A 19,700-nucleotide genomic window follows, 5' to 3' on the forward strand; every position below is an offset into this window, starting at 1 on the left:
ATTACAAGGTTGTTTTAACTTATGTTAGAAAAAATTAGAGAGGGCTCTCAAGGTCCTTTAGCCATGACTATCGTTGGCTTAATAATTATTAGTTTCGCAGTCACTGGTGTTGGAAGTTACTTAGGTTCTTCATCAACTCCAGTGGCAGCGACAGTGAACGGTGAAGACATCACATTAAATGAAGTTGAAGCAGCTTACCAAAATCAACGAACCCGAATGGAAGCTCAATTTGGTGAGTCAGTGGCTGCAGCGTTTGCTAATGAAGCGTACTTGGAAACCTTCAGAACGCAGGTTTTAGATCAATTAATTTCGGAGAAGCTGATAGAACAGCAAGCAACTGAACTTGGTTTACGAGTAAGCACTGAACAAATTAAACAGACTATTTTTGATATTGATGCATTTAAAATTGCGGGTCAGTTTGATAACGATACTTTTCAAGCCGTCATCGCTAGACAGAATTTCACACCGGCGAGTTTTCGAGACTATTTGCGCAAGCAAATGACAACTGAACAGCTAAGCAATGTGATCAATGGTTCAAGCTTCAGTATTGATGACGAAGTAACTGCCATATTGCGTTTGCAGCAGCAGACGAGAACAGCGAGAACGCTTGAAGTTAGTGCGACCAATTTTGCGACCGATGTTACTGTGTCTGACGAAGAAGTTGAGCAGTATTATCAATCTAATTTGAGTGATTTTGATACGCAAGAACAGGTCAAGTTATCCTATGTAACAATCTCTGTTTCCGACTTGATTGCTAACGAAGTTGTAACAGAAGAAGAAGTCCTTGCTAATTACCAAGACAATCTAGCCGCTTACCAAACGCTAGAAGAACGCCGCATTTCACATATTTTAATTGAATTTGGTGACGATGAAGCAGCAGCTAAAGCAATGGCGGAGGAGGTGCTTGCACTGGTTCAGGTGCCAGAAGCTGACTTTGCTCAAATTGCATCAGAACGCTCTGCGGACACAATTAGCGCGGAAGTTGGTGGCGACTTAGATTTCATCAACAGAGGCGATTGGAGTGAGTCATTCGAAGACGCAGCATTTGGATTAAAAGAAGTAGGCGATAACAGTGGACTGGTGCAAACTGAGTTTGGTTATCACATTATTAAGTTAACCGAACTAACATCGGTAATCACAACGCCGTTTGCTGAAATCCAAGAAGAGCTAACTCAAAGACTATTGAAAGACAAAGCAATGGGGAGTTTCTTTGGTCTTCAAGAACAAGTAGCTAGTGCCGCATTTGAGCAGCCTGATAGTTTACAGCGAGTGTCCGAAATTACTAATAGACCTATTATTGATACTGCGTTTTTTGAGAAAACTAATTACCCTGCATCGGTTAATTACCCGCAAGTAGAAAATGTTGCGTTTAGTTCTGAGTTAGTTGAAAACCGTTTAAACAGTGATGTTCTTAAGATAACAGACGAAAAAATCATGGTCACCAGAGTGATAGGTCATAACCCACAACGAACGTTGCCACTTGAAGATGTTAGTGCGAGTATTGTAAACCAACTCACGGCTACAAAGACACAACAGGCTGCGGTTGATTGGGCCGAAGGTCTCAAAACTAAAATATTTGCTGGTGAATCGATTGATGAAGCGTTAGCTGCAAAGTCATTAGAAATTAAAACAGTTGAGAGTATTCCTCGTTTTGGCCGCGAAGTTCCTATCGAGATGACGATTGCTATCTTTAAGCTGTCGCCAGTTGCACAGCAAAACGTATCAGTTGTGAAGCTCAGTTCAGGCAATGTCGGTTTGGTTATCTTAGAGTCAGTTCAGTCGGCGTCTGAAGTGTCAGAAGAAGACTTGCTTGCTGGCAAAACAGGTTTGGCTAGTAATGCAAACAGAAACGCTTATGATAACTTTGTAGACGCATTAAAAGGCAAAGCTGACATCGAGATAATGAAAAGATAACATGCTTGCTTAACATTCTGTTTAGTCGAACCGATTGAATAGAGTGAAGGTTAAGATAAACCCCGTGAGCCTGTCAGGCCATGGGGTTTTTTGTATATCACAACAACCACATGATGCTTGAAAAGGCAGCGAGAATGGTTGCACAAATGACAATAATATAAATGAAGCCCTGTTTGCCTTGTGATATAGAGTGGCCACTAGCGCGTAAATAGAACAGCCAGAAAATACAAAGAACGATAGGGATTAGAAATAAGAACTTAAACAATCAGATTGTACTCCAAGGTGTTAATTTACATTACATTATCTCAGATAATGTTTGCTTGCGATGTGCTTAAACGGCACCCAGTTAGACAACATACGTTATATTTGTTCAAATAGTGCATATTCTTTTAAAATCAAGATGGTAGTTTAATATCGGTCTAAAACAAATTTACAAATAGCACTTAAACTTATTTATCACACTCAAAAAAAAACGCCGATTAGGCGTTTTTTAAATTGTTTTACTTTTTTTTAAACATCTACACTATCAACGATGTTGTAAGGAGTTTCCTTACAACGCGTTTATTTGTGTGTTTAGACGGCTCTTGTGACGAGCAGCTTTATTTTTATGAATAAGGCCTTTAGTTGCCATACGGTCCAAAACCGGAACTGCGGCTGTAAATGCTACTTGTGCAGCTGCTTTATCACCAGCTGTAATAGCGGCAAGTACTTTCTTGATGCACGTACGGGTCATGGAGCGACGGCTTGCATTATGCTGGCGACGCTTCTCAGATTGGATTGCACGTTTCTTCGCAGACTTAATGTTAGCCAAGGTGAAACTCCTAAATAAATTCATGTCAAAATTGAGGGTGCGGATTATCCGGTTTTTAAATACCTGTGTCAATAAAATTGACGGCTAAAGTCAAAAAATAACGTAAATAACTAACTTGCCGTTGAATGCTTTCGACTTTACATTTATTTGAAGGTAAAAGCGCCCATTATTTGTGCAATAAGCAATCAGTTATTGCGAGCCTAAGGGTATTAATGCGATTATAAAAATACAAATGCAAATGCAGTAAGAACCGTTGGTTACAAATAGTAATAACGCTAAGGTAAAAGTGGGTCGATGTTAAAATCAGGGATTGTCGTCAGCTCAATGACGTTAATATCGAGAGTACTCGGATTAGTGCGAGATGTTGTGGTCGCTAATCTTATGGGGGCAGGAGCAGCCGCTGATGTTTTCTTTTTTGCTAACAAAATCCCTAATTTTTTACGTAGATTATTCGCCGAAGGCGCTTTTGCACAAGCATTTGTGCCGGTTTTAACTGAAGTGAAGGCGCACCAAGACAAAGCTGAATTGGAAGACTTCGTTGCAAAAGTGTCTGGTACACTCGGCGCAATTGTTTTCGTAACCGCCATCGTAGGTGTGGTTTTATCGCCCGTATTGGCTGCATTATTTGGCACGGGCTGGTTTATCGACTATTTAAATGACGAACCAGATGGGGCTAACTTCGAGCTAGCCTCTAGTATGCTAAAAATTACATTCCCTTATATATTTTTTATATCACTGACGGGATTTGCTGGGGCTGTCCTCAATACACTCAACAAATTTGCGGTAGCGGCATTTACACCTGTCCTGCTTAATCTCAGTATAATCACCTGTGCATGGTTATTTGCTGAAAGATTAGAGCAACCTGCTTTTGCGTTAGCTTGGGGGGTTTTTATTGGTGGCATGGTGCAACTATTATTTCAACTCCCTTTTTTATACCGAGCAGGCCTTCTAGTTAAACCTAAGTGGGGTTGGCGCGATCCCAATGTGACCAAAGTAAGGACACTAATGATCCCTGCGCTTTTTGGCGTATCGGTGAGTCAAATAAACTTACTTCTAGATACACTAATAGCTAGTTTCCTAATGACAGGCTCAATTAGTTGGCTGTACTACAGTGACCGTTTATTGGAATTTCCACTTGGCTTATTCGGTATCGCGATAGCAACGGTTATATTACCTGCACTTTCACGAAATCATGTTAGTAAGGACGATCAAGGCTTCAAAAATAATTTGGATTGGGCATTTAAGATTATTTGTTTACTCGGTATACCAGCATCGATGGCGCTTGTTCTATTGGCTTTTCCACTTTTAATGGTTATTTTTCAACGTGGCGAGTTTTCGGTTGTGGATGCTCAAATGGCATCTTATAGTCTAATTGCCTACGGCAGTGGTCTATTGGGCTTCATGTTAGTTAAAATACTTGCTCCCGCGTTCTATTCTCGTCAAGACACTCGGACACCGGTAAAGTACGGCATTATTACGATGGCCACTAATATGCTGTTCAACCTGATTTTTGCTATCCCTTTCGGTTATGTCGGTTTGGCTATTGCTACTGCTATGTCGGGTACGCTAAATGCTATCCTTCTATATCAGCGTTTACATCGGCAAGGGGTCTATAAATTAGGAAAAGATACTCTCAGTTTTATTATTAAAGTGGCGTTAGCATCCGTTTTTATGGGTATCTCCATTTATATATTTAATCTTAATTTTGCCTGGGAATCAGCGATCTTGATGGAACGCGTTTACATGCTAAGCAAACTTGTTGTTTTAGGGCTCAGTGTCTTTGCGGTCAGCTTAATATTGGTCGGAATTCGACCAAGGCATTTCAAAATTCAAAAATCGGCCTAAAAAATTGGCTTGGTCTCCTTATAATCATTGGTATTCACTCAGCGGTCGTTTATAATCTTTAGGCTTTAAAACGATTACATTCATTTAATTTTTGTGTATTGCTCTCGGTTTTTCTTAAGAACCGCGAAGAATGCATAATTCAAACATCAAAAGGCAAGGTGGTTTGCAGTTAATTCGAGGCCTACACAATTTACGGCAACAACAACAGCGTTGTGTGTTAACTATTGGTAAGTTTGATGGCGTTCATTTAGGACATCAGGCTGTGCTGGTTAATTTAGTTGAGAAAGCAAAAACACTCGGTTTGGCCTCAACTGTTATGATTTTCGAGCCGCAACCTGAAGAAGTTTTTGCTCCGCAGCACGCACCTGCTAGGTTGTCACGTTTTCGCGATAAATATGAACAGTTCAAAGCGTTGGGCATTGACCGTCTTATTTGCGTTAGATTTAATTCTGTTTTTGCTGCAATGAGTCCTGAAAGCTTTATTCAAGATTTATTAGTAAAACAACTCGGTGTTAAATTTTTAGTGGTTGGTGATGACTTTCGATTTGGTCATCAACGTAAAGGAAGTTTTGATTTATTGCTAGCAGCCGGATTGAAATCGGAGTTTGATGTAGTTAGTACACAAAGCTTTAAATTAGCAAATTGCAGAATTAGTTCAACCGAAATTCGCCAAGCGTTGTCCAATAGTGATTTTGAGTTAGCCAAGGAAATGCTAGGCCGAGAGTTTACGATTGCTGGGCGAGTTAATCACGGTGACAAAAAAGGCAGAACCATTGGTTTTCCGACGGCAAATGTGTTGCTTAAACGATGTAAGTCGCCCATCAGTGGTGTTTTTGCGGTTGAAGTTATTATTGCTAAGCAGTGTTTTAAAGGCGTCGCTAATATAGGTAATAGGCCTACGGTTAAAGGTACCAAATCGCAACTAGAAGTGCATCTGTTTGATTTTAAACAGGACCTTTACGGTACGTTTATAGAAGTTATTATTAAATGTAAACTCAGAGATGAGAAAAAATTTGAAAACTTTGAAGCGTTGCATCAACAGATAAAATGTGACGCTCAAGCAGCACGAGATATATTCAATATTTAAAGACTTACAGTAATAAAGTCAGTATTAAATTTAAAAAAATATAATTATAGAAGTGGAAAACCAGATATGACTGATTATAAACAGACGCTAAACTTGCCCGAAACGGCGTTTCCAATGCGTGGTAATTTGGCTAATCGCGAGCCGCAGATGTTGAAACAGTGGACAGACAAAAAGCTGTATGAGCAGATCAGAAGCGCTAAAGCTGGTAAAAAACCTTTTATATTGCACGATGGCCCTCCGTATGCGAATGGCGATATTCATATAGGCCATGCGGTTAATAAAATTTTGAAAGACATTATTGTCAAGTCAAAAACCTTATCAGACTTTGACTCGCCTTATGTACCTGGTTGGGACTGTCACGGTTTACCTATTGAGTTAATGGTAGAGAAGAAAGTAGGGAAACCGGGTAAAAAGGTCACTGCTGCTGAGTTTCGTGAAAAGTGCAGAGCTTATGCCGAACGTCAGATTGACGGGCAACGTAAAGATTTTATTCGCTTAGGTGTGTTAGGCGACTGGCAAAACCCATACAAGACCATGGACTTTAGTTCAGAAGCGAACATTATTAGAGCGTTTGGTAAAATTGTAGAGTCAGGGCATTTAGAAAAAGGGTTTAAGCCTGTTCATTGGTGCACGGATTGCGGGTCAGCATTGGCAGAAGCTGAAGTTGAATATCAAGATAAAGAATCTCCTGCAATTGATGTGAAGTTTGAGATTACCGATTATGCTGGGTTTGCAGATGCTTTTGGTATCGCCTCTGACCTACTGCAGCAAATTAAGTCTTCAGTTGTTATTTGGACAACAACACCGTGGACTATTCCTGCAAACCGCGCGATTAGTTTACATCCTGAGTTAAGTTATGAGCTGGTAGCTGTGACGTTGCAGACGGGTAAAGAAAATTATGTTATTGCGGCTGATTTAGTTGAGACTTGTATGCAGCGTTATGGCATTACAGAGTTCAATACTGTTGGTGCATGCACCGGTGCTGAGCTTGAAAATCTATTGGTTAATCATCCACTGAATCCTATTCAAGTGCCGTTGATTTTAGGTGAGCACGTTACAACTGAGGCCGGAACCGGTTGCGTGCATACTGCACCTGCTCACGGAGTAGACGATTTTAATGTAGGCAAACAATACGATATCGAAGTTTATAATCCAGTAGGTGGCAATGGTGTTTATCTTGAAAATACGCCATTATTTGCCGGCTTGCATGTGTTCAAGGCTAACCAGCCAATTGCAGACGCGTTAGCTGAGAAGGGCGCTTTAGCGTTGCAGGTGAAGTACGTGCATAGTTACCCACATTGCTGGCGTCACAAATCACCGATCATCTTTCGAGCCACTCCTCAGTGGTTTATCAGCATGGATAAAAATGGTTTACGTAAGCAATCAATTGAACAAATTAGTAAAACAAAATGGATCCCAGGCTGGGGCGAAGAACGCATTAAGAGCATGGTTGAAAGCCGTCCAGATTGGTGTATTTCACGTCAACGGACTTGGGGTGTGCCAATCGCATTGTTTGTGCATGAAGAAACAGGCGAACTGCACCCAAAAACCGCACAAATTATTGAAACAGTAGCCTTGGCGGTTCAGAAAAAAGGGATCCAGGCTTGGTGGGATATGGACGTTGAAAGCCTAATTGGGGCAGATGCAGCTCAATATCAAAAAGTCACAGACACACTTGATGTCTGGTTTGATTCTGGTGTTACGCATTATTTTGTGGTTGATAAGCGTGATGACATTCCCGCGGGTGCCGATTTATACCTCGAAGGTTCAGATCAGCACCGAGGTTGGTTTATGTCTTCATTAATTTCGTCCACAGCTATGCATGGTCATGCTCCTTATACAGAAGTGCTAACTCATGGTTTTACCGTTGATGCCAACGGTAAGAAAATGTCTAAATCCTTAGGTAATGTTGTTGCACCTCAAGAAGTGACCAATAAACTAGGTGCTGACATTCTGCGCTTATGGGCCGGTTCAACCGACTATCGTGGCGAGATGACAGTTTCAGATGAAATTTTGAAGCGTTCTGCTGATGCCTATCGTCGAATCCGCAACACTTGCCGCTTCTTACTTTCAAACTTAAATGGGTTTGAGCCGACTAGAGATATTGTGCCCTTCGATGATATGGTTGCATTAGATCAATGGGCTGTTTTGCGTGCATCTGCAGTGCAAAAGCAAATTCTGGATAGTTACGACCAATACGATACTTTAGTGGTGTGTCAAACAATGATGCAGTTCTGTTCTATCGAAATGGGGAGCTTCTATCTGGATATTATAAAAGACAGACAATACACCGCTAAGACTGATGGTCTAGCGAGACGTTCCTGTCAAACGGCGTTATATCATATTGCTGAAGCCTTAGTACGTTGGATGGCGCCAGTAATGAGTTTTACCGCACAAGAGGTCTGGGAAGCGATGCCGGGTGAGCGTGATGAATTCGTTTTCACAGGGGCTTGGTACACAGGATTACCAGCAGTTAATGCAACGGCAACCAATTCGCTTGATAATGATTTCTGGCAGACAATCATGAAAATAAAAACCGAAGTGAATAGCGCATTGGAAAAAGCGCGTAATGAGAAAATCATTGGCGGTTCACTTGAGGCGAAAGTGATTGTTTATGTGAATTCAGGAAAAGCAAATTTGCTTGCCAAATTAAAAGACGAGTTGCGTTTTGTACTCATCACCTCTGAAGCCGAAGTGAAGGGCTTGAGTGAAAAAACGATGACGGCCATTGCGTTGAATGATTCAGATATCTTCATTGATGTATTAGTCGCCGATGGCGAGAAATGTGCTCGTTGTTGGCACTATAAACCAGAGGTAGGTAACGATCCTAAACACCCTGAACTCTGTAACAGATGTATCAACAACGTTGATGGTGACGGAGAAGTGCGCGAATATGCTTAATCTTTTGAAGAATACGGGAATGCGATTTACTTGGATTTCAATTATCATCGTAATACTAGACCAGTGGACTAAGCAAGCGGTGGTAAACTCAATGCAGTTGTATGAGTCTATTGAAATAATTCCGTTTTTCAACTTTACTTATGTACACAACTACGGTGCAGCATTCAGTATTCTTTACGATGCTGGCGGTTGGCAACGATATTTCTTAAGTGCCATTGCCTTAGGTGTCAGTGGCTTGATATTGTGGTGGTTGAAAAGTACAACCCGACAGCAACTATTGTTACCAGTTGCTTTCTCATTTATTTTGGGTGGCGCAATAGGTAACGTCTATGATCGTATCCTGCATGGTTATGTAATTGATTTTCTTGATTTATACTATGGTAGTTGGCATTGGCCTGCATTTAATATTGCCGATTCTGCAATATTTATAGGTGCTGCTTTGCTTATCATTGACATGTTTATTAACAAAGAGGCAAATGAAGTTGACAAATAATACCTTAGCCATTGGAGATAACTGCGAAGTTATTTTACATTTTGACTTAAAGCTGTCGGATGGTTCAGCTGCTGATAGTACTAGAGTGAATAACAAACCTGCAAAAATGGTAATGGGTGATGGAAGTCTGACCAAAAATTTTGAAGATTGTTTGCGCGGACTAGTGGCAGGTGACAAGAAGTCTTTTTTGTTGAATGCTGACGATGCCTTTGGTATGCCCAATCCTGACAATATATATTATGTTGACCGTACTAAATTTAATGCAGATACACCGGTAGAGGAGGGCATGATAATCTCGTTTGCCCAACCTGACGGTTCTGAACTACCCGGTGTTATCCGCAGTGCTGTTGGACATTCAGTCACAGTTGATTTTAATCACCCACTCGCAGGACAAAGTGTCACTTTTATTGTTGAAATTATAGAAGTAAGAGACACGGGAGCAAAATAAAATGAAGATCCATTTGGCCAACCCTAGAGGCTTCTGCGCAGGAGTCGACCGCGCTATTATTATCGTCGAGCGTGCACTGGAGATGTTTGGGTCGCCGATCTATGTTCGTCATGAAGTTGTGCATAATAAATTCGTTGTCGATGGTTTGAAAAAACGTGGTGCGGTTTTTATTGATGAGTTGACTGAAGTTCCTGACGACACCATTGTTATTTTTTCTGCTCATGGCGTATCGCAAGCCGTTCGTGCAGAAGCCGATAATCGCGGACTCAAGGTGTTTGACGCAACTTGTCCATTGGTGACAAAAGTTCATATGGAAGTAATTCGAGCCAGTAAAAAAGGCACTGAGTGCGTTTTGATTGGACATCAAGGACACCCTGAGGTTGAGGGCACAATGGGGCAATATGACAACCCTAATGGCGGTATATATTTAGTTGAGTCAATTGACGATGTAGAAACCCTTGTGGTTAACAACCCTGACGCACTTTATTATTGTAGCCAAACGACGCTTTCTGTAGATGATACTGCCGATATCATTGATGCTTTGCGTCAAAAATTTCCAAAAATTGATGGCCCGCGTAAAGATGATATTTGTTATGCAACACAAAATCGACAAGATGCGGTAAGAGAGCTTGCCAGTGATTGCGACATTCTATTGGTCGTGGGCGCGCAAAATAGTTCAAACTCAAATAGGTTGAGAGAGCTAGCTGAAAAAATTGGTTCAAAAGCGTATCTGATAGCGGATGCAGATTGTATCCAAAAAGAATGGCTTACCAACGTCTACAACATCGGTGTCACTGCCGGCGCTTCAGCACCAGAGGTTTTGGTTAAAGGGGTCGTTGATAAATTACTGAGTTGGGGTGCAGTTACTGCATCTGAACGCCCCGGGCGCGAAGAAACAATAGAATTCGCTGTGCCAAAAGAGCTACGAATTAAGCAAATTTAAGTTTTGGTAAAACAAATAAACTAGCGCCAAGCATAGTAAAAACAGTGTGTTGCGCTAGTATCCCCACTATAAACCTACTTCAGTTCAGTTTCGATACGTATTTAATACGTTAGACTTATTCACGATAACCAAATACTCATGCATCTCATGTAAGCTGATGTTATGAAAAAGCTGTTTTTGAATAATTATGATGCTGAATAAGCCGTCTAATAAATTAGCGAAAAAATCAATGCTATCCCAGAGCGGACTCGGCATGGTTGAAGTGTTAGTAACTCTTTTTATACTATCAATCGGCCTTTTAGGCGTTGCGTCGCTGCAATTTGTAGGGTCGTTTTCTAACGCTGATGCCTTGAATCGTACTCAAGCTGTTTTTGTAGCACAGCAATTCAGTGAACGTTTGAATGCAAACGCGATGTCATCTGACGTCACGGATGGCTTTGTTGTTGACAATAATTATTTTGATGACGAAATATATAACTTTGATAACCTGACGTGCTCAGTAACAGACGCAAGTCCTTATGAATGCCATTGTAAAGCGCATCCTGCTGCTATTGCCAATTGCCAAACAGGTGATTGTAACTCAGCTGAACTAGCTGAGTTTGATGGTTATCAAATGTCATGTGCCGCTGCACGAAATAATCCGAATGCTCAAATAAGCCTGACATGCACAGATAAAGATTTGGGCGATACTGACTTATGCAGTGCTGGCTCTATTCATGAAGTCATCGTTAGTTGGCCTGTGCGCAACTGGCAGGGCAACGAGAGAGTGTTAAATAGTGCTTGTAATAAGACGCTAACAGATTCCAACGACTGCGTTGTAGTGGAGGTTGCCTTATGAATCTATTTATCAACAAAAGTAGTCAGAAAAAAAATCAAAAAGGATTCACCTTAGTCGAAATAATGATTTCGATGGCATTAGGATTGGTGATCGCAGGTGCGGTAATTCAAATAATGGTCAGCAACTCGGTCACTGAAAAATTGAATAGAGCAATGGCATCCACTCAAGAAAGCGGGCGGTTTATTATTAATCGCCTGCGTGGCGAAATATTGATGGTGGGTTTGTATGATCAAATGAATCCTAAGTTAAACATTAATGTAGATGTTGTCGACGAAAACAACTTTGTACGAAATCATCCCATCATATTGCCCAATCAGTTTGCGGTGAGAACAAGTTTAGGTGCTGTTCAAGGAAGCAGCGGTGGCAATGATACCTTAGTCGTTAGCTTGCAAAGCAATATGGATTGCAGAGGTTATGCCCTCGGTTATTTAAATGAAGAAGAATTTTATGTGGTTAACGAATATTTCGTTGCTGATAATAAGCTCAAATGTAGGGGTTTTGATGGCCGTTATTTACGCGGGCAAAAAGTGGCTGATGGTCATAACAGCCACAACTCAATTACCCTCTTAGACGACGTAACTAACTTTCAAGTCACCTACGGTATCACTGACTTAGCGTCTACTGCAGGGTCAGCAATTCCTACTCGTTTTATCACAGCGGATGGGATCCAACTTGCAATAGACACTGGCAAAACAATAGTCGCTTTGCGTATCGCTCTCGTTGTCCGTGCTGATAGTGACATTACAGTTAAAACCAAGCCGTTTTTCAGATTACTCAATGAAGCAAATTATGTCCCAGACGATAATGGCCTATATAAATCATTTGAAACAACAATAACATTAAGAAATATGAAAAATTTCGTAAGGAGCAATGCATGAAAAGTCAGCAAGGTGTCGTTATGGTTTTTGCACTGCTGGTGCTGATGTCATTGACCATTCTAGGCGTTGCCTCCGTTTCTAGTGGCATATTACAGACTAAAATGGCGGCATCACTAGAGCGTAAATCATTTGCTTTTGATGCGGCGGAGGCTGCACTCGCTGGTGTGGTATATGAGGCAGAAGACGAGTCTTTATTATCCAATCCGCTTAAATCAGACCCGCTGTCTGAAGCGAGGCAGTTAGATGCCTTAGACCTTGCCAATGATGAATTAAGTTGTTTTGACAATGATCGTACTGATCGCTTTATCACCAATGATGGATTAACGCGAGGAAAGATGCATACAACGCAAGGAGATTTCAGAACTAATCCGGCAACGACAAGTTGGTCTAAAAGTGTTTTTGTCCGAGAAGAAGCATGCAGAGGGTCGAGTAACGTTATTGGTGGCAGTAATATTAGCTGTCATATTTTCATGGTTAGGGGCTGCGGAAAAACTGTGGGAAGCAATTATGCCGTTGCAAATACAATGAGTGCAGCTGTTTTTGCACCATCATCGAATTGAGGTATTAGGTATGTCAATCAAGAAAATTACAAGTTCGGTCAGCGCCTTTCTATTAACTATCCTGATCAGTATGAGTGCCATGGGAGACGACCTCGAAATATACTTAGGAACAGGAGGTACATCAAATACCTATAATCCTAATGTATTGTTTATTATGGATAGTTCTGGCTCTATGGGATCCAAAGATGGTACTGATGAGACTAGAATGCTAAGGGTGCAAAATGCACTGAAAACCGCGTTAGGTTCAGCCACTAATATAAACGCTGGTTTGATGCGATTTTCAGATTTTGGTGGTCCTATTTTATTTCCTGTACGCGGAATAGACTCGCCAGTTACCCCTGAAATTATTATTCCAATAACCTCAGGGACTGATGATGCTTATGAAATCGATGAAGACGTTACTATTTCCTCTAGTGAAATTGATTTAACGAAAGGAACAGATACCGTATTAACTGGCTTGCGATACCAAGGTTTACGAATTCCTAGAGGAGCTGTGATCACCAGCGCTCGTGTGCGCTTTACATCGAGTACTCTGAACACCTCAGACGCCACACTATCGTTTAGAGCTGAGGCGATCGGCAACTCAACGACTTTTCAAAATGAAGCTAGTAATATTTCAAACCGCCTAACCACAAGTGCTGAAGTAATTTGGGACACCGACAATAACTTCCCCCTGTCCAGTGAGAGTCTGTTATCACCCGACATTAGCGCAGTGTTGCAAGAAGTTATTAATCGAGGTGATTGGTGCGGTGGGAATAGCCTCAATCTCATCGTAGAGGGCACAAGCGTATCTGCTTCAAGCGGTCGCAAAACATCGTCGTTGGAGCAGGGCAATGGTTCAACGCCTCAATTAATTGTCACGTATGATGAAACTACCGCAACAGGGTGTATGCGTGAGCGTTTGATATATCAAGTAAACTCACAGGGTGAGAATGCGGAAGAGCGCTCGAATGGCTATCAAAATACAGGACAAGAGCTAACGTTTAACGCTTATTCGAATGAATACGTCGGTTTACGTTTTGCGGGTGTAAATATTCCTGAAAATGCGACTATTACTGATGCTTATCTAGAGTTTACAGCTTATCAAAATGGCACCTCTAGCGGCGCATCTATGCTCATTCAAGGTGTTAACGAGGACCACCCAAATGATTTTAGTCCCTATATTCGTTACATGCAGCACAATAAAAGTAAAACCTCAGCTGTTACCTGGAGTAATATTGAATCTTGGTACAAAAATCGTGACTACAAAAGCCCTCCCATTACCAGTATTGTGCAGACAATCGTTAACCGCTCTGGTTGGAGAAACGGTAACAAAATGATGTTTATTATGTCCAACTTTACTAACGCTAGTAGAGGCGGATATACCGTCAACGGCAAGCCTTCAGGAGCGGCTCGATTGGTCGTCGAATTTGAAGGTAATGCGGTGCCTGGATCGTCTGCAACTGTTCGTCAACATCTTATGAGTAAAGTTGATGAGTTAACATCAAATGGCATGACACCTATCGTTGATACATTGTACGAAGCTTCACAGTATTTCGCGGGTGGTCCGGTTTATTATGGCAGAAAACGCGGTGAAGACTCCGTTAGCAACTACGTTAGACGCAGTACAAGAGTAAGTCATCGCGCGTCTTACATTGGGGATGATGCGATCCGTCCCTCGGGCTGCAACGAAGAAAACTTAAGTGATTGGGGTTGTACTCAAGAGTATATTCCTGCCGGTGCAAATTATATTTCTCCAGTGACAGACCTGCAGTGTCAGGTAAACAATCATATTGTATTGTTATCCGATGGTGAAGCCAACAACAACCACAGTGTTAATGAAATACAAACATTACTAGGTAAGAGTTGCTCAGGTAGTGGTGGCGAGAAGTGTGGAGTGGACTTGGTTAAGAACATAAGTGACGCCGGTGATTCAGCGATAGACGCTAGGGTAGTTACTCATACTATTGGTTTTGCTGCTAACAGCACTGCAAACAACTTCTTAAATCAGCTTGCATTACAAGGAGGAGGAGGCTTCTATCAGGCGGACAATAGTGATGACTTAGTTTTGGCATTTCAAAGTATTTTGCGCAACGTGAAAGATGTAAATGCAACCTTCGTTTCTCCTGGTGTTGCTGTAAACCAATTAAATCGTTTAACCCATAGAGATGAATTATACTTTGCTTTGTTTAAACCTTCTGAAGGAACAAATTGGCCGGGTAATCTGAAAAAATACCGGATCAGTGGTGACAAAGTATTGGATAAAAATGGTGTCAACGCCGTGGATAGTGGTTCAGGCTTTTTCTCTGAAAACTCTCATTCTTACTGGTCGACTATTCAAGATGGTAATGATGTCAGAGCTGGCGGCGCGGCTAGTCGTCTGGACTTAGTCAGAAAAGTATACTTTTTTGATACTACAGGTTCCGTCATTATCCCTACTAATCAGATTTCTGAAAGTAATTCTGAAATCACAAGTGCTGACCTAGCATTAGATCCAGTTTCGGACCCTGTGGGTACCAGAGAACTCGTTCTTCAATGGGCCAGAGGTGTCGATGTTAGAGATGACGATGGTGACGGGTCTACAACAGATGTTCGTTTACAAATGGGCGATCCGATACATTCGCAACCTGTTATTGTGAATTACAGTGCAACCGACAGTTCTGTTTTTGTTGCGACTAACCATGGTTTCTTGCATTCGATTGATGCTGAAACAGGTGAAGAAAACTTTGCAATAATGCCTAAAGAATTAATGCAAAACCTGAACGATTTTTATCGTAACGGCAGTTCGTTTAATCATATCTATGGACTGGATGGCGACATGGTTTACCGCGAGTACAATGGTAAAAAATATATTTATATCGGAATGCGCCGCGGTGGGAACAATTACTATATTGTTGATGTAACCGCTAAAATGGATCCTAAAATAGTATTTACGGTTGATGGTGGCCAAGGTGATTACGCAAAAATGGGCCAATCTTGGTCAAGACCTACTATTACAAAGATTAATATTGGTGGCACAGTCAAAGATGTCATGATCATTGGTGCTGGTTATGATCCCGACCAGGACGCAAAAGCAAATCGTAGTGAAGACTCAATGGGTAATGCAGTCTATATTATTGATGCAAACACAGGCGATTTACTGTGGTCTGCAAGTAATGATAATGCTGATCTATTGTTAAGCGATATGCAATATAGTATCCCTGCTAGGATCTCAGTCATTGACCGCGACAACGATGGTTTAGCTGATCATATGTACGTGGCTGACATGGGCGGGCAGATATTCCGTTTAGATATCTACAATGGCCAAAGCATTAGCAACCTTGTTAGTGGTGGGTTATTAGCAAAGATGAGTGGAGACACAGTAGAGCAAAATCGACGCTTCTATTACGCACCTGATATTGCTGAAATTTCTACAACAGACGAACATTACTTTGCAGTTGCTATCGGTTCTGGTTTTAGAGCTGGCCCTCTGAATACGAGTATTGAAGATAGCTTTTTCATGATTAAAGACAAAGGTGTATTTGTTCGTGATGAATTCAATAAATTCGTACTGCCTAGTACACCAATCAACCCTGCTAGCTTATACGATGCGACAGAGCATTTATTGACCAGTGATAATGTGGATGAAAGAGCAGTGCAAAGCAGCCTGTTTGCGTCCAAGGATGGTTGGATGATCCGTCTGACTCAAAATGGTGAAAAAGTATTGGCGTCACCGTTAATACTTGATTATAAAATATTCTTTACCACTTACCTGCCAGCGAGCTCTAGTGCCAGTGCTTGTGCTCCCCCAACAGGAAATAGTAGAGCCTATTTGGTAAATCTTATTGATGCCAATGCGGTTGAAGATTTAAATAATAATGATCAAAAAGATGTCACTGATAGGTTTGCGTTACTTAAGCAAACCGGTATTGCACCGGATACTAAAATACTCATTGAGAATATCGTTAAACCCGTTGTTTGTTTAGGTGCAGAATGCGTATCAGCTGTGATTGAGACAGATGAAGATGGTCAAATTATATCTTGTGGTTCTGACTTTGAATGTTTAGCCAGAAACATATACGGTAAGTTTGAGCGAGTTCAGAAAAATACTTGGAAAACTGAAGTGGAGCGCCAATAAATGAAATTTCAACAAACGCAGAATGGGTTTACATTGATTGAACTGATGATTGTAGTCGCCATTATAGGCATCATCACTGCAATTGCGTTTCCCAGTTATCAAAATATGATTAATGGTGCGGCAAGAAGCACGGCGCAAGCTGACCTTATGTCTTTTGCGGCAGCGATGGAGAGACATAACGCTTCTAGCTTTTCGTATAAAGGTGCAGCTGAAACTGGAGCGAATACAGGAAAACCAAATATATTCGCTTCGCATTCACCCAGTTCTGAACCTGCGGGCAATAAGAGATATGAGTTGACGATAGATGACGTATCAGCTAACGGTATTACATTCCGTTTGAAAGCAACCCCGATATCAGGGGGGTCCTTAGCAAGTGATGGCGCACTTTTTATTTATAGTGATGGGCGTAAAGCATGGGATCTTGATAATAATGGAAGCATTGCTACTAACGAGTTTTGTTGGACTTGCTAGTTGATAGTTAATTCTTTATACGCTCTTCATTGACACCCGCTTCATATTGAAGTGGGTGTCGATAATACGATTACGAGGCTAATTAGCCTCTCTGCCTAAGAAGTAGAAGCCTCATTGTCTTGCGCCTTGTAGAATCTAAACACCTCAGGCAAGTTGACCTCTATCTGTCTTATCTATCTATCTGTCTGTCTGTCTGTGTATGTCTATGTGTATGTGACCAATTTTGAGGACCAGAAAAATAGCGTAGGTGCAGGTTGCTATCTAAACTTGGCATTATGGGATTTAATTTTAGGCGTTAACACCAGTATTTAGAGGTTTAATTTACATCATTAGTGCTTAGGTGCAGGTTAATGCGACTCCATCCATGTCTTCGTGTGTGCCGTTATCGTCTGCATCAGAACTGACTTTCACTCGCCCCTGCAAAGACACTAAAATCGCTCTAGCAACAGTCGCGTCAGTGTTAATTGGACAGAGTTGAATACTGAAAGACCGACTAGCGGCGCCTGTATATTTGAAATTAATACTCGTATTTGGACCCGTCATTTTGGTTGAGTCAGACGCCTTGGATGTCGCTACTAGAAGCTCCTCATCTGAGTTTCTATTACCATCTGCATTGCTATCAATGAACACAATTTTGGGATTATTCCAATTGGTTCCACATGCTTCAAAATCTTCAGATGGGCACACAACAACGTTGATTTGTTCATCTATCGCAAGGTGGCGAGCATATTGAATTATGCCGCTGACTTCATTAATCTCTCCGGTAATTCTATTTTTAATCAGAAAATTTTGCATACTGGGCGCGACAACCGTTAACACAATCGCTAATATTGCTAAAGTGATCATCATTTCAAGAAGGGTAACGCCTTTTTGACTGGTTTTACTAACTTGCGTGGTAATCTCGTTATTTAACACAGTGACCCCCGATAAAAATTCAGCTAACTATACTCTACTTTTATTGTAGTTGCGTATACACTAACATCGCTCGTTAGCGTAGTTAATACCTTGTGTTAATGTATAGAACGTAAACTCGGGAGAATGAGTATCGTTGAGCCGCGTTGGTTGATTTTTTTATTATCTCGAATTGCTACCTTACAATAAATACGGCTTAGTTAGAAAAATAAAGAGGGAAAAGTTGATGTTGAAGTCTGAAGTAATCCAAGAAATGCGTGTTTTACCTGAAATAGACATCGAACATGAGATCCAACGCCGAACTCAATTCATGAAAGATAAATTAAGCGAGTCAGGTTTGCGTAGTTTAGTGTTAGGGATCAGCGGTGGTATTGATTCATGTGCATTAGGTCGTTTAGCACAATTAGCAGTTAATGAATTGAATCAAGAATCTGATAATGAATATCAGTTTATCGCGGTTAGGTTGCCTTATGGTGCTCAAGCGGATGAAGAAGATGCACAAGCATCGATTGATTTTATTCAACCAAGTTTGCAAGTGATATCAAATATTAAGCCAGCTGCAGACGCGATACATGAAAGCGCAGTCAACGGTTTATTAGCAGAGGGTGTGAATAGTTTTTCAGCTCAAAAAAGTGATTTTGTTAAAGGCAATGCCAAAGCTAGAACAAGAATGGCGACCCAATTCGATATAGCTGGGTTGATGAATGGATTAGTGCTAGGTACTGATCATTCGGCAGAAAATATTACTGGTTTCTATACCAAGTTTGGTGATGGTGCATGCGATTTAGCGCCATTGTTTGGTCTAAGTAAACGTCAAGTTCGCAGCCTAGCAAAACAGCTTGGAGCGCCAGAAAAAATTATTACAAAACCACCAACTGCAGATTTAGAAACAATGTCACCACAGAAATCTGACGAGTCGTCGTTAGGATTAACCTATGACCAAATCGATGATTTTTTAGAAGGTAAAAGTACGGATAAGGTTGCCGACGATAAACTATTAGCTATATACTTAAAAACGCAACATAAACGACTCTCTATTCCTACCGTTTATGACCATGAATAAGGAAAGTCAAATCTAATGAAAAAAATTGAGGCTATTATTAAGCCGTTTAAGCTAGATGACGTTCGTGAAGGCTTATCTTCAATAGGTGTTAGTGGAATTACAATGACTGAGGTCCGGGGCTTTGGAAGGCAAAAAGGCCATAAAGAACTTTATCGTGGAGCCGAATACAATGTGGATTTTTTACCCAAGATAAAAATTGAGCTAGTTGTGCCAGATAGCTTGGTAGACAGGGCTGTTGAAACTATTTTAGAGCAGGCAAAAACGGGTAAAATTGGAGACGGTAAGATATTTGTATTTGATGTTGAGCAAGTTGTTCGTATTCGTACTGGTGAAACTGACGAAGACGCTATCTAACGTCTCCGAATGCATGGCTTGTAAAGGCAGTTTACATACTGCCGACTTCACGTCCATTATATGCGCCACATCTAGCACGCATTGTG

At 41.1% G+C, this 19,700-nt stretch carries 16 protein-coding genes; 14 read left to right on the plus strand and 2 right to left on the minus strand.

Features of this window, described 5'->3' with window-relative positions:
• Positions 1-21 precede the first annotated feature (21 nt).
• Positions 22-1,914 carry a SurA N-terminal domain-containing protein gene (locus G399_RS0117460; protein WP_006009971.1) on the plus strand — a complete coding sequence of 631 codons (1,893 nt, stop codon included), beginning with the start codon at positions 22-24 and terminating at the stop codon, positions 1,912-1,914.
• 550 nt (positions 1,915-2,464) lie between these two features.
• On the opposite strand, the gene rpsT is transcribed toward G399_RS0117460, so the two are convergent.
• Positions 2,465-2,725, minus strand: coding sequence for a 30S ribosomal protein S20 (gene rpsT, locus G399_RS0117465; RefSeq protein WP_006009969.1), 261 nt, complete (start codon positions 2,723-2,725; stop codon positions 2,465-2,467).
• Between the two features lie 294 nt (positions 2,726-3,019).
• On the opposite strand from rpsT, the gene murJ reads away from it, so the two are divergent.
• From murJ to G399_RS0117520, 11 genes are all read left to right on the plus strand, one after another.
• Positions 3,020-4,570, plus strand: coding sequence for a murein biosynthesis integral membrane protein MurJ (gene murJ, locus G399_RS0117470; protein WP_006009968.1), 1,551 nt, complete (start codon positions 3,020-3,022; stop codon positions 4,568-4,570).
• 130 nt (positions 4,571-4,700) lie between these two features.
• Positions 4,701-5,657, plus strand: a complete 957-nt coding sequence (gene ribF / locus G399_RS0117475) for a bifunctional riboflavin kinase/FAD synthetase (protein WP_006009967.1) — start codon at positions 4,701-4,703, stop codon at positions 5,655-5,657.
• Positions 5,658-5,723: 66 nt separating this feature from the next.
• Positions 5,724-8,558: an isoleucine--tRNA ligase gene (gene ileS, locus G399_RS0117480; RefSeq protein WP_006009966.1), complete on the plus strand. Its 2,835-nt coding sequence runs from the start codon at positions 5,724-5,726 to the stop codon at positions 8,556-8,558.
• A complete protein-coding gene (lspA, locus tag G399_RS0117485; protein ID WP_026843848.1) occupies positions 8,551-9,051 on the plus strand; it encodes a signal peptidase II in 501 nt (166 codons plus the stop codon). The genes ileS and lspA overlap by 8 nt, the downstream gene beginning before the upstream one ends.
• Positions 9,035-9,499 carry an FKBP-type peptidyl-prolyl cis-trans isomerase gene (gene fkpB, locus G399_RS0117490; RefSeq protein ID WP_193362903.1) on the plus strand — a complete coding sequence of 155 codons (465 nt, stop codon included), beginning with the start codon at positions 9,035-9,037 and terminating at the stop codon, positions 9,497-9,499. The genes lspA and fkpB overlap by 17 nt, the downstream gene beginning before the upstream one ends.
• Position 9,500: 1 nt before the next feature.
• Positions 9,501-10,442: a 4-hydroxy-3-methylbut-2-enyl diphosphate reductase gene (gene ispH, locus G399_RS0117495; RefSeq protein ID WP_006009963.1), complete on the plus strand. Its 942-nt coding sequence runs from the start codon at positions 9,501-9,503 to the stop codon at positions 10,440-10,442.
• A gap of 187 nt (positions 10,443-10,629) precedes the next feature.
• Complete coding sequence (locus tag G399_RS0117500; RefSeq protein WP_006009962.1) at positions 10,630-11,280, plus strand: PilV family protein; 651 nt, start codon at positions 10,630-10,632, stop codon at positions 11,278-11,280.
• Complete coding sequence (locus G399_RS0117505; protein WP_006009961.1) at positions 11,277-12,158, plus strand: PilW family protein; 882 nt, start codon at positions 11,277-11,279, stop codon at positions 12,156-12,158. The genes G399_RS0117500 and G399_RS0117505 overlap by 4 nt, the downstream gene beginning before the upstream one ends.
• Complete coding sequence (locus tag G399_RS0117510) at positions 12,155-12,718, plus strand: pilus assembly PilX family protein (protein WP_006009960.1); 564 nt, start codon at positions 12,155-12,157, stop codon at positions 12,716-12,718. The genes G399_RS0117505 and G399_RS0117510 overlap by 4 nt, the downstream gene beginning before the upstream one ends.
• A 10-nt stretch (positions 12,719-12,728) precedes the next feature.
• Complete coding sequence (locus tag G399_RS0117515) at positions 12,729-16,814, plus strand: PilC/PilY family type IV pilus protein (RefSeq protein WP_006009959.1); 4,086 nt, start codon at positions 12,729-12,731, stop codon at positions 16,812-16,814.
• Positions 16,815-17,285, plus strand: a complete 471-nt coding sequence (locus G399_RS0117520) for a type IV pilin protein (protein ID WP_006009958.1) — start codon at positions 16,815-16,817, stop codon at positions 17,283-17,285. It begins immediately after the preceding gene.
• 336 nt (positions 17,286-17,621) lie between these two features.
• On the opposite strand, the gene G399_RS0117525 is transcribed toward G399_RS0117520, so the two are convergent.
• Positions 17,622-18,200 (minus strand): GspH/FimT family pseudopilin, encoded by a 579-nt coding sequence (locus G399_RS0117525; protein WP_006009954.1) that lies wholly within the window; start codon positions 18,198-18,200, stop codon positions 17,622-17,624.
• 223 nt (positions 18,201-18,423) lie between these two features.
• Between G399_RS0117525 and nadE the strand changes: the two genes are divergently transcribed.
• A complete protein-coding gene (gene nadE / locus G399_RS0117530) occupies positions 18,424-19,260 on the plus strand; it encodes an ammonia-dependent NAD(+) synthetase (RefSeq protein WP_006009953.1) in 837 nt (278 codons plus the stop codon).
• Positions 19,261-19,275: 15 nt separating this feature from the next.
• On the plus strand, positions 19,276-19,614 hold the full coding sequence (locus G399_RS0117535) for a P-II family nitrogen regulator (protein ID WP_006009951.1): 339 nt from the start codon (positions 19,276-19,278) through the stop codon (positions 19,612-19,614).
• Positions 19,615-19,700: the final 86 nt, after the last annotated feature.

Origin of the sequence: Brumicola pallidula DSM 14239 = ACAM 615 (assembly GCF_000428905.1) — a bacterium.
Lineage (GTDB): Bacteria > Pseudomonadota > Gammaproteobacteria > Enterobacterales > Alteromonadaceae > Glaciecola > Glaciecola pallidula.

Excerpts from the sequence above, each read along its gene's own strand:
- G399_RS0117520 (WP_006009958.1), top strand. The coding sequence starts at position 16,815 with ATGAAATTTCAACAAACGCAGAATGGGTTTACATTGATTGAACTGATG.
- nadE (WP_006009953.1), top strand. The coding sequence starts at position 18,424 with ATGTTGAAGTCTGAAGTAATCCAAGAAATGCGTGTTTTACCTGAAATA.
- ribF (WP_006009967.1), top strand. The coding sequence starts at position 4,701 with ATGCATAATTCAAACATCAAAAGGCAAGGTGGTTTGCAGTTAATTCGA.
- fkpB (WP_193362903.1), top strand. The coding sequence starts at position 9,035 with ATGAAGTTGACAAATAATACCTTAGCCATTGGAGATAACTGCGAAGTT.
- G399_RS0117510 (WP_006009960.1), top strand. The coding sequence starts at position 12,155 with ATGAAAAGTCAGCAAGGTGTCGTTATGGTTTTTGCACTGCTGGTGCTG.
- murJ (WP_006009968.1), top strand. The coding sequence starts at position 3,020 with ATGTTAAAATCAGGGATTGTCGTCAGCTCAATGACGTTAATATCGAGA.
- G399_RS0117535 (WP_006009951.1), top strand. The coding sequence starts at position 19,276 with ATGAAAAAAATTGAGGCTATTATTAAGCCGTTTAAGCTAGATGACGTT.
- G399_RS0117460 (WP_006009971.1), top strand. The coding sequence starts at position 22 with ATGTTAGAAAAAATTAGAGAGGGCTCTCAAGGTCCTTTAGCCATGACT.
- G399_RS0117515 (WP_006009959.1), top strand. The coding sequence starts at position 12,729 with ATGTCAATCAAGAAAATTACAAGTTCGGTCAGCGCCTTTCTATTAACT.
- ileS (WP_006009966.1), top strand. The coding sequence starts at position 5,724 with ATGACTGATTATAAACAGACGCTAAACTTGCCCGAAACGGCGTTTCCA.
- G399_RS0117500 (WP_006009962.1), top strand. The coding sequence starts at position 10,630 with ATGATGCTGAATAAGCCGTCTAATAAATTAGCGAAAAAATCAATGCTA.
- ispH (WP_006009963.1), top strand. The coding sequence starts at position 9,501 with ATGAAGATCCATTTGGCCAACCCTAGAGGCTTCTGCGCAGGAGTCGAC.
- G399_RS0117505 (WP_006009961.1), top strand. The coding sequence starts at position 11,277 with ATGAATCTATTTATCAACAAAAGTAGTCAGAAAAAAAATCAAAAAGGA.
- lspA (WP_026843848.1), top strand. The coding sequence starts at position 8,551 with ATGCTTAATCTTTTGAAGAATACGGGAATGCGATTTACTTGGATTTCA.